The organism is Nocardioides acrostichi, from assembly GCF_015319165.1.
GTDB classification, from domain to species: Bacteria; Actinomycetota; Actinomycetes; order Propionibacteriales; family Nocardioidaceae; genus Nocardioides; species Nocardioides acrostichi.
This window is the reverse complement of record NZ_JADIVZ010000003.1, coordinates 84,157-98,976: the sequence shown is the minus strand read 5'-3', so window position 1 is coordinate 98,976 and position 14,820 is coordinate 84,157. Positions and strand designations below refer to the sequence as shown.

The following is a 14,820-nucleotide window of genomic DNA, read 5'->3' as shown; positions in this document are numbered from 1 at the left end:
TGGGAGGGAACCCCATCATGGCCATCATCGGCTTCCTCGTCTTCGGACTCGTCGTCGGCGCCGTCGCGCGCCTCATCAAGCCGGGACGTCAGAACCTCGGGCTGCTCGGAACCCTGGTTCTGGGCATTCTCGGCTCGCTCATCGGCGGGGTGGTCGCCACGGCGCTCGGCACCGGCAAGTTCACGGAGTTGAACATCCTCGGCGCCATCGTGGCGATCATCGCCGCCGTGCTGCTCATCGGCGTGGTCGAGGGCTTCATGGGCAAGAGCCGCGCTCGCGCCTGATCTGGCTTGCGATGAGTTCGCGGGCTCCTTGTGGTCGATACGGTTCACACCCCGACCACGAGGAGTCCGCATGTCCACATTGTCCAACCCCTACTTGCACTTCGCCGGCCGCGCGCGCGAGGCGATGACCGCCTACCAGGGCATCTTCGGGGGCGAGCTCCAAGTCATGACCTACGGCGACATGGGCATGGAGGGCGAAGCCGCCCCTGCCGTCATGCACGCCTTCCTCGGCGGCCCCGTGACGCTGATGGCCTCCGACCACGTCGAGACCGTGCACGACTCGCCGAAGCCCGCAACCGGCCACGTCGCCCTCTCCGGTGACGAGGACGCCGTATTGCGCGGGTGGTTCGACGCCCTGGCCGCGGGCGGCACGGTGAACGTGCCACTGGACCGTCAGCCGTGGGGTGACGTGTTCGGCGAGGTCGAAGACGCCTTCGGTGTGACCTGGTTGGTCAACATCTCCGACCCCGCCTGAGATCCCCGGCGCTCTCAGCCTTGCGGCGCCAGGGCGAACTGCACCTGGCCCTGTTCGTCGACACCGCCGTCGAGCACCTGGGTGTCGAGTTGCACGGCCGCGGACTCGTCGAGGAAGACCGTCGCGCCGTCGCTGGTGACGGTCTGGTCACCGGGGTGCGCCTGCGCTGCGGTCGAGATGGCGAAGCCCGCTTCGGTGTCGTCGCTGCTGATGCGCAGGCCGGTGACGTCCTCCTCGGACTGCTCCGCGATGGCCTTGACGATCGTGCTGGCGTTCTCGGTGAGGGTGAGCATGCTCGCTCCTTCGTTGTTGCCGGCAGGAATCGTCCACCGTGACAAGTCCTGGCCCGAGAATCAAACCGGGTCACCCGCCGGGGCCGCGGTGGGCAGCGGCCGCCTCCTCGTCACCGGGGGCGAGGGCCACTCCTCGACGCGGTGGCAGGACACCTTCGCCGTGCGCGGCCAGCTGCCCGTTGCCTTCAGCACGATGCCCCGCTCCCCATACGGCACCCGGATCAAGAACGGCAGTGTCGACTCGCCGTCGGGGTTGCGAGCTACGAGGAAGTCGTTGGGCAGGGCAGCTCACGGGCGCGTGGCCGTCCACGACGCACTCAGCTGGGGCCGCGCAGGTTGCTTCCCGGCGGCGCGGAGCCCAGCCCCTCGTAGGTGTCGCTCAGGAAGACGGGATGACCCACACTCCACTGCGCGACCGCGTCTCGGGCTCGGGTGAAGTCACTCCGGTCGCCTGCGCTGACCCGTGCCTCGACGGGTGCGGTCGGCCCCGGGGTGTCCCAGACCGAGCCCCGCGGGCGGATCCCCACCACCCATCGGGGGCCTTCGGTCATCATGCAGACCTCGGTCACCTCCGACCAGACCCACCGGCCCCGGTGCTCCGAGCGCCCTCCCCGCACCGTGATGCCCTGAGGATCGATTCGCACCGTGGTGCGGAGACCGACCAGCAACTGCGGCGTCGAGAACACGACCACCTGGACAGCCAGGAAGGCGACCGAGAAGGGGCGCCGTCGCCCAGCACCGCCATCACGGCCAGCGCGGCTCCGGCCACGCCTGCCAGCGAGAGCGCCACCCGCGCCCAGACCCGCGCCCGACCAGAGGGACCGAGCTCGATCAGATCGGGCGTGGGGTCGGGCGTGGGGTCGGGCGTGGGTTCAGGCGTGGGTTCAGGCATGTCGACACCCTGCAGTCTCCGGCACCGTGTCGGCTCACGTCTCGCAGACGATCCCGTCGCCGTCCCGGTCGTCGTACCAGTCGTACTCAGGATCGACGCCGCGGCGGTAGGGACCGTAGCCGGCGTCGTTGGCCTCGTAGCAGTAGGAGAAGCGCGGATCGGTGCTCGGCGCCGCCGACGCCGACGCCGGGGCTGGGGCAGCGGCCTCGGCGCGGGCGCGCTCGTCGGCACGGGCGGCAGCCACTGCCTTCTTCAGGTCGGCCTGGTGCTGCGAGGTCAGCGACTTCTTCAGATCGGCGAGCCCGGCGCGTGCCTTATCGCGCTGGGTTCTCAGGCGCTGCTTGAAGTCACGGCTCACCGATGCCACAGCCGCGTCGACCTGATCGTCGACGATGGCCGAACTCTGCTCGTCGGCAAGCCGGGCGACCTCCGCGTCGATCTCGTCCTGGGTGGGCGCGGCGGTGTCCACGGCCGGCGAAGCGGAGGTCTGCTGCTGGCCCTCGACGGCCAGCCCCGCACCCACGACTCCCCCTGCGGCGCAGCCGCCGACGAGGGCCAACGGGACCGCGACGATGGTCAGGAGGTTGATGCGCCAGCGAGAGGGGCGTTGTCCGTACGACATGAGTGCTCACCAATCCGAATCGACGATTGGGAGCAACGTAAAGGTCGTAGCGCGCTCGCGTGGCGGGTTCACGAGATCTGCATCCGGACGCAGCACGGCCCCGCTCGGATGACGGTGCGGGTCACCTGATCTCACAACGACTGGCGGTGTCTCGATGCACGTCCGTTCGGGTTGGCGCTCACGGGTGCGGGATGACCGCTTCTACCCGAGGCCCGTCTGCGGTGTGTGACCAGAAGACCTTGTCGGGCGGGTGGCCCGCGACGGGTGGCCTCCGCGAGCCTCGACAGCGAGAGATGTCCTGATCATGATGGACAGCCGGGCGGCCTGTGGATAACTCGCGACACGGTGAGGCGGGTTCGTCCTAGCGTCGAGGCCATGTCTCGGATCCCCGCTCTGATCACCACCCTCGCCGTGGCGCTCGGGTGTCTTGCTGCCTGCTCCGGTGAGGCACCACCCGAACGGGCCCCGACGGCGACGGCCTCCCGCGGCCCCTCGCCCAAGACCTTCGCGTGGCGCACGCAGGCGCCGGTCTTCGGCCAGCCGATCGGCGCCGGCGGCGTCGGTGTCGTCTACGAGTCGGCGCCCGGCGAGCGCTTCCGGGTGGTGGCCTTCGACCCGCATACCGGCAGGCGACTGTGGCGCGACGAGGTGTCGCCGTCCTTCACCATCGACGGCGACCACCTGACCCCCGTCACCGTGACGCTGAAGCGGCGCCAGGGCGAGGAGTCGACCTACGTCGCATACTTCACCCCGCGCGACTCCGGCAACCTGCACGCCGACCTGATGGTGGTGCGGCCACGCACGGGTGAGCCGGTGCGCATCGCCTACGACCGGCTCTTCCGCACCGACCCAGAGACCTGCCCCGACGGGCGCAACGTCTGCGTGCTCGCGCTCGACGAGCAGACCGACTCGATCCGCACCTACCGCCTCGACGCTGCGGGCCACCTCGATGTCACACACCAGTACGCCGACGAGGGCAAGGAGCAGTTCGGCCTCGGCCTCGTGCTCGACGACGACGGGAGCCGGGATCTGCTGCAACGGGTCGACTCCGACCGCCAGGTCGTGTGGTCGCGTCCGATCACCGACGTCTTCCCCGGAGCCCAGTGGGAGACGCAGCGCTGGTTCACACGCAGCGGCGGCACCTACATCGCAGCGCTCGGCCCGCCGTCCGAGATCACGACCAGCGCCGGCATCGCCACCAAGCGCACGCCGGATCTGCGTAAGGCCCGCATGACGGCGTTCGACGCGCACACGGGCCGAACCCTCTGGAGCGTGGGCGGGGTGGTTCCCTGCCTGGACTGGCACGGCTGGGCCGTTGCCGACGAGGGCGAGAGGGGCCCGCAGGCCCGGCGTGGAGATCCGGATTCCTCCGTACCCTGGGTGCGATGCCGGGCAAACGGCGGCTACGAGTACCGCAGCACGGAGGCCGACTCCGCGTACTCCCTGCGGTCCGTGGTGCTGGAGGGCTTCGATCCGACGACGGGCAAGACCACGTGGCGCCTGCCGTTGAGCCCGACCGACCAACTGCTCCAAGGCGACCAGGTGCCCTTCCTCGACCGCACCACGGCCGTCGTGAGCACCCGGCGTGGTCGCGAGCAGGTCGACCTCAAGAGCGGACGTCACCGTCTGGCCGGCCAGGACGCCACGCTGCACTGCCTCGATGATGCTCGCGCGCGCTACCGGGAGCCGATCTACTACGACGACGCCCCCATCTACTACCGCAACGGCGGGACGCTGGTCGTGCCGTGCGGACCCGAGGGGCGGCCCGATGGCTCCTCGCACCGCGTGGGCGCGGCCATGGCTGACCGGTGGGGCAGCACCATCGACGGCGTCGACGTGGTGGCGACCCGCGACGGCCTGGAGGCCTATTCCCAGGCCCGAAACACCACGTGATACTGGCTGCCGACGACGTGACCGCCACAGGCTTCGGCCAGCCGGCCGACCCGACCGCTGAGGTGGGGGCACTCGGCCGTCAGCGCGTGGACCGCGCAGCACCACGCGCGAGCGCTCGAGGCCCTTCGAGCCGAGCACATGCCCCAGCCCTCGTAGATCTGGCGGGCTTTGCGCAGGGATCACAGACTGAGTAGCGAGTGAGGCCCGCTGCCCTCCGGCGTGAACCGGAGCGCAGCGGGCCTGGTGCATCTGTTGCGAAGATGGCTCGCTTTCAGCTGCAGCCGGAGGTCGACCCGCAGCCCTCGCACACGAAGCACGAGCCGGCGGGGCGCATCTTGGTGCCGCAGGTGAAGCAGAGCGGGGAGTCGACGGCGGTGCCGGTGATCTTCTCCAGCAGCTCGGCGGAGGTGTGCACCCCGGCCGGCGCCTCGGCGGACTCGCTCGTGGGCGGGGTGACCTCGACGACCTCGATCACGGGCGCACCCTTGGCGGCCGGCTCGACCTCGATCAGGTCCGAGGCCTCGTTGCCGGTCTCGACGAGAGGCTCGTACGAGCCAGTCTCGAGGTAGCGCTGACGCTCGTCGGCCGAGAAGATGCCCAGGGCCTCGCGGGTCTCGAACGGCAGGTAGTCCAGCGCCAGGCGACGGAACACGTAGTCCATGACCGACTGGGCCATCCGGATGTCGGCGTCGTCGGTGAGGCCGGCCGGCTCGAAGCGCTGGTTGGTGTACTTCGAGACGAACGTCTCCAGCGGCACGCCGTACTGGAGGCCGATCGAGATCGAGATCGAGAACGCATCCATCACGCCGGCCAGGGTCGAGCCCTGCTTGCCGAGCTTGAGGAAGATCTCGCCGAGCGAGCCGTCCTCGTGGGCTCCGGAGGTCATGTAGCCCTCGGCACCGCCCACGGTGAACGAGGTCGTGCGCGAGACCCGCGACTTCGGCAGCCGCTTGCGGGTCGGGGCGTAGACGACCTTCTCGACGACCTTGGTCTCGACCTCGGTGACCGCAGGGGTGGAGGCGTCCTTGGTCGTCGCGGCCTTCGCGTCGGCGAGCGGCTGGCCCACCTTGCAGTTGTCGCGGTAGACGGCGGTCGCCTTGAGGCCGAGCTTCCAGGACTGGAAGTAGATGTCGGCGATCTCCTCGACGGTCGCCGACTCCGGCAGGTTCACCGTCTTCGAGATCGCGCCGGAGAGGAACGGCTGGCAGGCCGCCATCATGCGCACGTGGCCCATCGGCTTGAGCGCCCGCTTGCCCATCGCGGTGTCGAAGACCTCGTAGTGCTCGCTGCGCAACCCGGGGGCGTCGACCACGTGGCCGTTCTCGGCGATGTAGTCGACGATCGCCTCGACCTGCTCGGGCTGGTAGCCGAGCTTGCCCAGCGCCCGCGGGATCGTCTGGTTGACGATCTGCATCGAGCCACCGCCGACCAGCTTCTTGAACTTGACCAGCGAGAAGTCCGGCTCGATGCCCGTGGTGTCGCAGTCCATCATGAAGCCGATGGTGCCGGTGGGCGCGAGCACGGAGGCCTGGGCGTTGCGGAAGCCGTTCTCGACACCGGTCTCGACGACCTTGGCCCACTCCGCCGTGGCCAGCTTCAGCGTGGCGCTGTCGTTGACGTGCAGCGTGCGCACCGAGTCGTTGGCCGCCTGGTGCTTGCGCATGACCCGCTGGTGCGCCACCGCGTTGCGGGCGTAGCCGTTGTAGGGGCCGACCACGGCCGCCAGCTCGGCCGAGCGCCGGTAGGAGACGCCGGTCATGAGCGAGGTGATGGCTGCGGCCATCGAGCGGCCGCCGTCGGAGTCGTAGCCCAGGCCCATCGCCATGAGCAGGGCGCCGAGGTTGGCGTAGCCGATGCCGAGCTGACGGTAGTCGACCGTGGTCTGCCCGATCGAGGGGGTCGGGAAGTCGGCGAAGCAGATGGAGATGTCCATCGCGGTGATGACGACCTCGACGGCCTTCGCGAACAGAGCGGCGTCGAAGGTGTCGTCGTCGCCCAGGAACTTCAGCAGGTTCAGCGACGCCAGGTTGCAGGAGGAGTTGTCGAGGCTCATGTACTCCGAGCACGGGTTGGACGCGGTGATGCGACCCGTCTCGGGATTGGTGTGCCAGTCGTTGATGGTGTCGTCGTACTGCAGGCCCGGGTCGGCACACTCCCAGGCGGCCTTGGCGATCTTGCCCCACAGCTCGCGGGCGTCGACGGTCTCGATGACCTCGCCGGTCTTGCGGCCGCGCAGGCCGAAGTCGGTGCCGTCCTCGACGGCGCGCATGAACTCGTCGGAGACGCGCACGGAGTTGTTGGCGTTCTGGTACTGCACCGAGGTGATGTCGTCGCCGCCGAGGTCCATGTCGAACCCGGCGTCGCGCAGCACGCGGATCTTGTCCTCCTCGCGTGCCTTGGTCTCGACGAACTCGACGATGTCGGGGTGGTCGACGTCGAGCACGACCATCTTGGCCGCGCGCCGGGTGGCGCCACCGGACTTGATGGTGCCGGCGGAGGCGTCGGCGCCGCGCATGAAGGAGACCGGGCCTGAGGCGGTGCCGCCGGAGGAGAGCAGCTCCTTGGAGGAGCGGATGCGGGAGAGGTTCAGGCCGGCACCGGAGCCGCCCTTGAAGATGAAGCCTTCCTCCTTGTACCAGTTCAGGATCGAGTCCATCGAGTCGTCGACCGAGAGGATGAAGCAGGCCGAGACCTGCTGCGGGCTCTGCGTGCCCACGTTGAACCAGACGGGGCTGTTGAAGGAGAAGTACTGGTTGACCAGCAGCCAGGTGAGCTCGTGCTCGAAGATCTCGGCGTCGGCCGGGGTCGCGAAGTAGCCGTGCTCGAGCCCGGCCTTGGTGTAGGTCTTGACCACCCGATCGATGAGCTGCTTGAGGCTCCACTCCCGCACATCGGTGCCCACCGCACCGCGGAAGTACTTGGTGGTGACGATCGTCGAGGCGTTGACCGACCAGGTGGACGGGAACTCGACACCCTTCTGCTCGAACACCGTCGCGCCGGTCTTCCAGTTGGTCTGGACGACGTCACGACGCTCCCAGGTCAGCTCGTCGTAGGGGTGGACGCCGGCAGTGCTGAACACCCGCTCGATGCTCAGGCCGGCTCCTGCCCGTGCTGCTCCGACGCCGTTCGCGATCTCCGTCATGACTCGCAACTCCTCTGGTCCGCGAGGGACCTGGTGGTGGGGGTGGTGGTGAGGACACTCGGTGGTCGAGCACTCTCATCAGTCAAGCGCTGACCACCGACAGTCGGTGGTGGGGCTGGGGAGCTGGGGGTGGTACGCCCGGCAGGCAGCTTCCCCACTACCTGCCGGGCGGTCTGTGTCTCAGCCGGTGGGCTGAGGGTCCGCCGCGGCCTCCGCGGCAGGGTCGAGCCGGTCGAGGTGGCGCTCGGTGCGCAGCATCTCGATCTCGCGCTCGAAGTCGTCTGCGGACTCGAACGCCCGGTAGACGCTCGCGAACCGGAGGTAGGCCACCTCGTCGAGCTCGCGCAGCGGGGCGAGGATCGCGAGCCCCACGTCGTGACTCTCGAACTCGGCCGCGCCGGAGGCACGCAGGCTGTTCTCGACGGTCTGACCGAGGGTGGCGAGCTGGTGCTCGGTGACGCCGCGGCCCTTGCAGGCCTTGCGAACTCCGGACACCGCCTTCTCGCGGTCGAAGGACTCCACGACGCCCGATCGCTTGAGCACGGTGAGCTGCATCTGCTCGACCGTGGTGAAGCGTCGCTCGCACGCGTGGCAGGAACGGCGCCGCCGGATCGCCGCGCCGTCGTCGGCGACGCGCGAGTCGAGGACCCGGGTGTCGGTGTTGCGGCAGTACGGGCAGTGCATCGGGCCCTCCTCTCGGGCATGCTCGCGCCATCACCGCGATGGGTATGGACGACGGGTGACTGACTGTGGATTCCGAGGCTCCTCCTGTGGAGGAACACCGGCCCCTCTGTGAGTCATCCACCCTGGCTCTGTGAACTAGATGTGGATAACTACATCGGTGTAACTACTAGATGTAGTGGAACCGTACGCCCGCGGCCCCCAGGCACGCAAGCGAACGGCGAGAAAATCCGTGACCCACCTCACGTCACGCGCAAAGCCGCAGGTCAGAGCCGTCGCGTGGCCGCCTGGTGCCGCCCCGCCACGCTTCGCCCCGGGCGTGTCGCCGACTGCGGATCCTCGGCGGGTCGCACCGTTGCCCGCGGGCGCGACCGGCGAGAATGCCGCCATGGCACGTGGGGGCGCGCGCAAGGGCTCGAGGCATGCCGGCGCGCGCCCGGACACCGGCGGCAGCCAGGTGTCGCGCCTGCTGGGACTCAGCCTGGGAGCGACCGCACTGATCGTCGCCTGGGGATACCTGGTGCTGGCCGCCATCGACTTCGGCACGCAGGCCCGGGACGGACGCAGCGGCGCCTGGGGCTTCCTCGCGCTCGCCGCCATCGGGGCGGCGGCGTGCCTCTTCATCGGGTTGATGCTCGGCCTGCGTGGCCTGGCCGCCGCCCGCGCAGTGAGAGCCGCACGCCAGGAGGCGACAGCGCCCTCTTCCCGTCCGGCGGGCGGCAAGAGGGCGAGGCGCTGAGAGGCGAGAGGAGCGAGAGGGGCGGGCCCGATGGCCCGCCCCTCTTCTTCCCCTAGGTTCGCCGGCCGGGGTCGAGGCGACCGGCGAGTCTGTGACGACGGGCGGGATCACCCGTGGGCCGGCACCAGCAGGTGCTGACCGGCACGCACGAGGCCGCCGTCGAGATCGTTGAGCTGCTGGATCTGCGCGACGGCGTCGCGCACATCGTCACCGTCGGCGTGCGCCGAGGCGATGCTCCACAGCGTGTCGTCGGAGCGGACCACCACCACGTCGGTGGACTCGGAGGGGTCGGAGATCGCCGCCGAGACCTGCGCGAACACGAGCGCCGCAGCCAAGGCCAGGAGCAGCGACCCGACGAACACGACCAGACGACCGCGGCGGGTCAGTCGCAGCGCGGGCGAAGCCGGACGGAAGGCGGGGGCGAGGGACGTGCTGCTCATGGTGACCTCCTGCGAAGCCGGGGAAGGTGGCGGTCGGGCGAGCCCGATCTGGTGCACCGATGTCTAGTGGCGACCACCGACAACCCGACGAAGGGAGCGATGGTTCGACCAGACGTTCGATCGAACACGTGTACGAGATTAGATCACGCGTTCGAACCAGCGCAAGGGGTCGTTCGATCTTTTGTTCGACGGTTTCGACGCGCTCGTCGCTGGCGCTCCTCACGGCTCAACCACCGGGGCCATGACGGTGGTTGAGCCGGGCGAGGCGCTAGCCGCGTCCCGTGTCGAAACCCGGTGAGACGAAAGCTGGCGTTGCCTTCACAGTTGCTGGGTTTCGACGCGCTCGTCGCTGACGCTCCTCACGGCTCAACCACCGGCCAGGCCCGTCGCTGGCGCTCCTCACGGCTCAACCACCGGGGCCATGACGGTGGTTGAGCCGGGCGAGGCGCTAGCCGAGTCCCGTGTCGAAACCCGGTGAGACGAAAGCTGGCGTTGCCTTCACAGTTGCTGGGTTTCGACGCGCTCGTCGCTGGCGCTCCTCACGGCTCAACCACCGGCGGACACGCACGTCGCTGGCGCTCCCCTGGCTCAACCCCCGGAACGCTTCATCGCCCGCCTCCCCTGCGCAGCGAAGGCAGCCGTCCCCCGGGCCGCGAGGCCGGGAGCCAGGGCCGTGCCGCGGAGCAACGCTCCCCGCCAGGCGGGCAGCGTGCGCACCACCCGCCCCGAACCGATGAGGTCGACCGCCCGCTCCGCCACCTCCTCCACGCCGAGGATCCGCCCTCCGGAGTGGACGAGCGCGGCTCCGAGACCGTGCGGGTCCGTGGCGGCGAGCATGGGGGTCTGCACGCCGTCGGGACACAGGGCGTGCACGCGCAACCCACGCGGGGTCTCGGCGTCCACCGACATGCTCAGCGACACGACGGCGGCCTTGGTGGCGGCATAGACGCTGTACCCGGGCACCGGTCCGAGCCCCGAGAGCGAGGCGACATTGACGATGTCGCCTCGCGGCTCGCCGCTCGTGCGCTCGAATCCGGCCTGGGCGGTGCGCATGCCCCACAGCACGCCCAGCACGTTGACCTCGACCAGGTGCCGCACCTGCTCCTCGGTGAGCTCCGCGAGGCGGCCGTCGTCGCCGACGCCCGCGTTGTTGACCCAGGCGCGCAACGGCGCGTGCGAACCCGCCACCTCGGCCGCGTGCTCGTGCGCCCTGGGGTCTCGGACGTCGTGGGCCAGGCCCGCGACCCCGCCAACCTCGTCCGCCGTCCGGGCGACCGCAGCGCCGTCGACGTCGGTCAGCACCACCGACCACCCCTGCCGCACGAGCAGCGCGGCGATGCCCCGCCCGATGCCACGCGCGGCGCCGGTGACGACGACGCTCCGACTAGAACTGCGCCCATAACTGCGACCCGGACTGTGACCAGGACTGCTGGAGGAGGCACTCATGGTGGCAGTCTGCCGCGACACGCCACTTCGAACAGGTGTTTGGCACACGCGTTCGAACGCTCTACCTTGTGCACATGAGCCCCACGGACCCCACCTCAGGCACCACCGTCGCCGAGTTGCCCGACGGACCGCCCGATGCCAGCGGCCTCACGGCGCGCCAGATCAAGGTGCTCGAGACCATCAAGCGCTCGCTCGAGCGTCGCGGCTACCCACCCAGCATGCGCGAGATCGGCGAGGCCGTGGGTCTGACCAGCACCTCGAGCGTGTCGCACCAGCTGCGACAGCTCGAGGACAAGGGCTTCATCAAGCGCGACCCGCACCGACCGCGGGCACTCGAGGTCTACACCCCCGAGTTCCTCAATCGGCGCCGAGCGATCTCCTCCGCCGACGACGACGGCCTTGACGCGACCGACAGCGGCGACACGCGGCCCGAGGCGTCCTACGTGCCGATGCTGGGACGCATCGCGGCCGGCGCGCCCATCCTCGCCGAGGAGCAGGTCGAGGAGGTCTTCCCGCTGCCGCGCCAGCTGGTCGGCGATGGCCAGCTCTTCCTGCTCGAGGTGCGCGGCGACTCGATGATCGACGCCGCCATCTGCGACGGCGACTACGTGGTGATCCGCCAGGCGCAGACGGCCGAGAACGGTCAGGTGGTGGCGGCCATGATCGATGGCGAGGCCACGGTCAAGACGTTCCAGCGCAAGCGCAGCGGCGTGTGGCTGCTGCCGCACAACGACGCCTACGAGCCCATCGACGGCACCCACGCCACGATCCTGGGCGTCGTCACGGCGGTGCTGCGCCGCATGTGAGGGTGCCCGCGGTGACGCGTGGGTGAACAGACGGTGCTCACACCGGCGAATGCGTCACCCGACCCCGGGGTGTGTCGTTGGATGTTCTCGTGACCACGCACCAGACCACCCGTCGCGCCGTCCTGGCCACCACCGCGGCCGCCAGCGCCGGCGCGCTCACGACCTCCCTCACGCACACCGCGGCGGCCGAGACCGTCGACGGCAGGCCACGGGTCGATCACTTCCAGCACGGTGTCGCCTCGGGCGACCCCCTCCCCCACGCCGTCCTGATCTGGACCCGGGTCACGCCCACCGCGACGGCGACGCCCGGCTCGGGCCAGGGCCCGGCGGTGACCGTGCGCTGGAAGGTGGCCCGCGACGAGCGGATGCGCCACGTCGTGAAGAGTGGCAACGTACGTACCAGCGCCTCGCGCGACCACACCGTCAAGGTCGACGTGGGCGGCCTCGAGCCCGCCACGACCTACTACTACCGCTTCTTCCTCGGCGGCCAGCGCAGCCGCCGCGGACGCCTGCGCACCGCGCCCACGACGCACGCGACAGTCGGCGACCTGCGCCTCGGCCTCGTCTCGTGCGCGAACCTCCAGGCCGGTTGGTTCAGCGCCTACCGCGGCATCGCCGACCGAGACGACCTCGACGCCGTGCTGCACCTCGGCGACTACCTCTACGAGTACGGTCCCGGCGAGTACGGCATGGGACCCGACGACATCGACGTGCGCCCGCACGACCCCCCGCACGAGATGGTCTCGCTCTCGGACTACCGCCGCCGGCACGCCCAGTACAAGACCGACCCCGACCTCCAGCGCGCCCACGCCCGGCACACCTGGATCACCACCTGGGACGATCACGAGGTCGCCAACGACACGTGGAAGCACGGCGCCGAGAACCACACGCCGGGCCCGAGGCAGGACGGCGGCGAGGGCTCGTTCCTGCGCCGTCGCGCCCGCGCCCACCGCGCGTACGACGAATGGATGCCCGCTCGCCTCAACGAGACGGCGAAGCTCGGCGACGGCGACCGCCTCTACCGCAGCTTCCGGTTCGGCGACCTGGCCTCGATCAGCATGCTCGACCTGCGCACCTACCGCGACAAGCAAGCCGCCTACCCGGTGGCCGACGGTACGGTCAGCGACCCGAGCCGCAGCATCACCGGCGACGCGCAGATGGCCTGGCTCAAGGGCCAGCTCACCACCGGCGACCACGCCCCGCAGTGGAAGATCATCGGCAATCCCGTCATGATCGCGCCCGTCACCTTCGCCGACCTGCCCAACGCGCTCGTCGACCCGGTCAACGACGTCACCGGCCTGATCCCCGCCGACGGCGCGCCCTACAACGTCGACCAATGGGACGGCTACACCGCCGACCGCCGCGAGGTGCTGACCCACCTGCGCGACCACCAGGTCAAGGACGCGCTGTTCGTCACCGGCGACATCCACTCCGGCTGGGCGTGCGAGCTGCCGCTCGACACCTCGACCTACCCCGCGGTGGGCGACTCCTTCGGCGTCGAGTTCGTGTGCTCGTCGGTCACCTCGAACAACCTCAAGGACATCACCGGCCAGCCGCAGCTCACGCCCGTCGTCGAGACCGCGATCCTCGCCAACAACCGGCACATCAAGTACCTCGACTTCGACAGCCACGGCTTCTCGGTACTCGACGTCACCGCGGAGCGTGCCCAGTGCGACTGGTTCGTCATCGGCACTCGTGCCGAGAAGGACACCGACATCACGTGGTCGGTCTCCTACGCCACCACGGCCGGAACCCAGAAGGTGCAGCAGGTCGACGCGCCCGTGCCGGCGAAGCGGACCGACCGATGAACGCCGACACGTCCACCCGCCGCCCCTTCGAGCGCGGCGTGGCCGACCTGCGGGCCGGACGACGTGCCGTGCTCACCGCCGCGGCGTCCGGCCTGGTCTTCTCCAGCGCTCTCGGTGCCGCCGAGGCCGCCGGCGCGACGGCGCGATCGAGCCCGAAGCGCTGCTACGTGATCGTCACCGACGGGTGCCGCCCCGACGAGATCACCGCCGACCTGACGCCGAACCTGCACCGACTCCGCGCGCACGGCATGTGGTGGCCGCGGGCGACGTCGATGCCGGTGATGGAGACCATCCCCAACCACGTGATGATGATGACCGGCCACCGCCCCGATCGCACGGGCGTGCCCGCCAACTCGTTCTACGACCGGGCCCTCGGCGAGGTCCGCGACATGGACCAGCCGAGCGACATCAGGGTCGGTACCGTCATCGAGCGGCTGAACAGGCAGGGCTACACGACCGGCACGGTGCTCTCGAAGGAGTACCTCTACGGCGTCTTCGGCGACCGCGCGACCCACCGGTGGGAGCCCCAACCGACGCTGCCGATCACCAACCACGCGCCCGACGCGTTCACCATGGCGGCCCTGCGCGACATGGTCACCGAGTTCGACCCGCACTTCTGCTTCGTCAACCTCGGCGACATCGACCGGGTGGGCCACGCCGACCTCACCGGCACGACGCTCAAGGTGGCGCGCACCGCGGCATTGGCGAACACCGACCGGCTCGTCGGCCAGTTCGTCGACGACCTCAAGGCCAGCGGCGCCTGGAGGCACACGATGCTGCTGGTGCTCGCCGACCACTCGATGGACTGGTCGGTGCCGACGAACGTGGTGTCGCTGAGCTCCGGCCTCGAGGCCGACGACCTGCTGGCCGGTCACGTGCAGATCGCCGACAACGGCGGCGCGGACCTCGTCTACTGGACCGGCCCGGACGCCGACCGCGAGGCTGCGATCGACCGCATCCGAGACATCGCCCAGGCCACCGACGGCGTACTCAAGGCCTGGGACCGCCGCGCCGACTGGCTGCGACTCGGCCCCGAGGCCGGCGAGGTCGTGGTCTTCTGCCAGGCCGGCTGGCGCTTCAGCGATCCCGACCCGCTGACGTCGAACCCGATCCCCGGCAACCACGGCCACCCGGCCACCCGGGCCATCCCGTTCTTCGTCGCGGGCGGCCACCCGCGCGTCGAGCACGGCGCCCGCTCGCCCCGCCACGCCCGCACCACCGACGTGGCACCCACCGTGGCGTCGTTCTTCGGGCTCGGTACCGGCCGCTACGAGGGCAAGGCCCGGATCTGACCGACGG

General features: G+C 70.0%; 14 protein-coding genes. 7 read left to right on the top strand and 7 right to left on the bottom strand.

Features of this window, described 5'->3' with window-relative positions; all coding sequences use genetic code 11:
• Positions 1-17 precede the first annotated feature (17 nt).
• Entirely contained in the window at positions 18-284 is a 267-nt protein-coding gene (locus ISG29_RS08335; RefSeq protein ID WP_207792901.1) for a GlsB/YeaQ/YmgE family stress response membrane protein, read from the top strand.
• A 70-nt stretch (positions 285-354) separates the two neighbouring features.
• On the top strand, positions 355-759 hold the full coding sequence (locus ISG29_RS08330; RefSeq protein ID WP_194502963.1) for a VOC family protein: 405 nt from the start codon (positions 355-357) through the stop codon (positions 757-759).
• Positions 760-773: 14 nt separating this feature from the next.
• On the opposite strand, the gene ISG29_RS08325 is transcribed toward ISG29_RS08330, so the two are convergent.
• The 3 genes from ISG29_RS08325 to ISG29_RS08315 form a co-directional block, all read right to left on the bottom strand.
• The gene (locus ISG29_RS08325) at positions 774-1,052 is read right to left on the bottom strand and encodes a Fe-S cluster assembly protein HesB (RefSeq protein WP_194502962.1); all 279 of its coding nucleotides are present in this window, start codon (positions 1,050-1,052) and stop codon (positions 774-776) included.
• 317 nt (positions 1,053-1,369) lie between these two features.
• Positions 1,370-1,744 carry a hypothetical protein gene (locus tag ISG29_RS08320; RefSeq protein WP_194502961.1) on the bottom strand — a complete coding sequence of 125 codons (375 nt, stop codon included), beginning with the start codon at positions 1,742-1,744 and terminating at the stop codon, positions 1,370-1,372.
• Between the two features lie 234 nt (positions 1,745-1,978).
• A complete protein-coding gene (locus tag ISG29_RS08315) occupies positions 1,979-2,566 on the bottom strand; it encodes an excalibur calcium-binding domain-containing protein (RefSeq protein ID WP_194502960.1) in 588 nt (195 codons plus the stop codon).
• A 375-nt stretch (positions 2,567-2,941) separates the two neighbouring features.
• On the opposite strand from ISG29_RS08315, the gene ISG29_RS08310 reads away from it, so the two are divergent.
• The gene (locus ISG29_RS08310; protein ID WP_194502959.1) at positions 2,942-4,459 is read left to right on the top strand and encodes a hypothetical protein; all 1,518 of its coding nucleotides are present in this window, start codon (positions 2,942-2,944) and stop codon (positions 4,457-4,459) included.
• 271 nt (positions 4,460-4,730) lie between these two features.
• Here the strand turns inward: ISG29_RS08310 and ISG29_RS08305 are convergent, their stop codons facing one another.
• Together ISG29_RS08305 and nrdR are read right to left on the bottom strand one after the other, a co-directional pair.
• Positions 4,731-7,601: a vitamin B12-dependent ribonucleotide reductase gene (locus ISG29_RS08305; protein WP_194502958.1), complete on the bottom strand. Its 2,871-nt coding sequence runs from the start codon at positions 7,599-7,601 to the stop codon at positions 4,731-4,733.
• A 180-nt stretch (positions 7,602-7,781) separates the two neighbouring features.
• Positions 7,782-8,285: a transcriptional regulator NrdR gene (gene nrdR, locus ISG29_RS08300; RefSeq protein WP_194502957.1), complete on the bottom strand. Its 504-nt coding sequence runs from the start codon at positions 8,283-8,285 to the stop codon at positions 7,782-7,784.
• Positions 8,286-8,670: 385 nt separating this feature from the next.
• Here nrdR and ISG29_RS08295 point away from each other — a divergent pair, with 385 nt between their 5' ends.
• The gene (locus ISG29_RS08295) at positions 8,671-9,021 is read left to right on the top strand and encodes a hypothetical protein (RefSeq protein WP_194502956.1); all 351 of its coding nucleotides are present in this window, start codon (positions 8,671-8,673) and stop codon (positions 9,019-9,021) included.
• A gap of 107 nt (positions 9,022-9,128) precedes the next feature.
• Here ISG29_RS08295 and ISG29_RS08290 read toward each other — a convergent pair whose 3' ends face one another.
• Positions 9,129-9,461, bottom strand: a complete 333-nt coding sequence (locus ISG29_RS08290; protein WP_194502955.1) for a LysM peptidoglycan-binding domain-containing protein — start codon at positions 9,459-9,461, stop codon at positions 9,129-9,131.
• A 588-nt stretch (positions 9,462-10,049) separates the two neighbouring features.
• On the bottom strand, positions 10,050-10,907 hold the full coding sequence (locus ISG29_RS08285; protein WP_194502954.1) for an SDR family NAD(P)-dependent oxidoreductase: 858 nt from the start codon (positions 10,905-10,907) through the stop codon (positions 10,050-10,052).
• A 74-nt stretch (positions 10,908-10,981) separates the two neighbouring features.
• On the opposite strand from ISG29_RS08285, the gene lexA reads away from it, so the two are divergent.
• The 3 genes from lexA to ISG29_RS08270 all read left to right on the top strand — a co-directional run bounded on the left by lexA (position 10,982) and on the right by ISG29_RS08270 (position 14,813).
• Positions 10,982-11,713: a transcriptional repressor LexA gene (gene lexA / locus ISG29_RS08280; RefSeq protein ID WP_194502953.1), complete on the top strand. Its 732-nt coding sequence runs from the start codon at positions 10,982-10,984 to the stop codon at positions 11,711-11,713.
• A gap of 89 nt (positions 11,714-11,802) precedes the next feature.
• A complete protein-coding gene (locus ISG29_RS08275) occupies positions 11,803-13,521 on the top strand; it encodes an alkaline phosphatase D family protein (protein ID WP_328828440.1) in 1,719 nt (572 codons plus the stop codon).
• Positions 13,518-14,813, top strand: coding sequence for an alkaline phosphatase family protein (locus ISG29_RS08270; protein WP_194502952.1), 1,296 nt, complete (start codon positions 13,518-13,520; stop codon positions 14,811-14,813). The genes ISG29_RS08275 and ISG29_RS08270 overlap by 4 nt, the downstream gene beginning before the upstream one ends.
• Positions 14,814-14,820 lie beyond the last annotated feature (7 nt).

What these genes read in the sequence shown, in the direction of transcription:
- ISG29_RS08335 (WP_207792901.1), top strand. Translation starts at nt 18, where the DNA reads ATGGCCATCATCGGCTTCCTCGTCTTCGGACTCGTCGTCGGCGCCGTC.
- ISG29_RS08330 (WP_194502963.1), top strand. Translation starts at nt 355, where the DNA reads ATGTCCACATTGTCCAACCCCTACTTGCACTTCGCCGGCCGCGCGCGC.
- ISG29_RS08325 (WP_194502962.1), bottom strand. Translation starts at nt 1,052, where the DNA reads ATGCTCACCCTCACCGAGAACGCCAGCACGATCGTCAAGGCCATCGCG.
- ISG29_RS08315 (WP_194502960.1), bottom strand. Translation starts at nt 2,566, where the DNA reads ATGTCGTACGGACAACGCCCCTCTCGCTGGCGCATCAACCTCCTGACC.
- ISG29_RS08310 (WP_194502959.1), top strand. Translation starts at nt 2,942, where the DNA reads ATGTCTCGGATCCCCGCTCTGATCACCACCCTCGCCGTGGCGCTCGGG.
- ISG29_RS08305 (WP_194502958.1), bottom strand. Translation starts at nt 7,601, where the DNA reads ATGACGGAGATCGCGAACGGCGTCGGAGCAGCACGGGCAGGAGCCGGC.
- nrdR (WP_194502957.1), bottom strand. Translation starts at nt 8,285, where the DNA reads ATGCACTGCCCGTACTGCCGCAACACCGACACCCGGGTCCTCGACTCG.
- ISG29_RS08295 (WP_194502956.1), top strand. Translation starts at nt 8,671, where the DNA reads ATGGCACGTGGGGGCGCGCGCAAGGGCTCGAGGCATGCCGGCGCGCGC.
- ISG29_RS08290 (WP_194502955.1), bottom strand. Translation starts at nt 9,461, where the DNA reads ATGAGCAGCACGTCCCTCGCCCCCGCCTTCCGTCCGGCTTCGCCCGCG.
- ISG29_RS08285 (WP_194502954.1), bottom strand. Translation starts at nt 10,907, where the DNA reads ATGAGTGCCTCCTCCAGCAGTCCTGGTCACAGTCCGGGTCGCAGTTAT.
- lexA (WP_194502953.1), top strand. Translation starts at nt 10,982, where the DNA reads ATGAGCCCCACGGACCCCACCTCAGGCACCACCGTCGCCGAGTTGCCC.
- ISG29_RS08270 (WP_194502952.1), top strand. Translation starts at nt 13,518, where the DNA reads ATGAACGCCGACACGTCCACCCGCCGCCCCTTCGAGCGCGGCGTGGCC.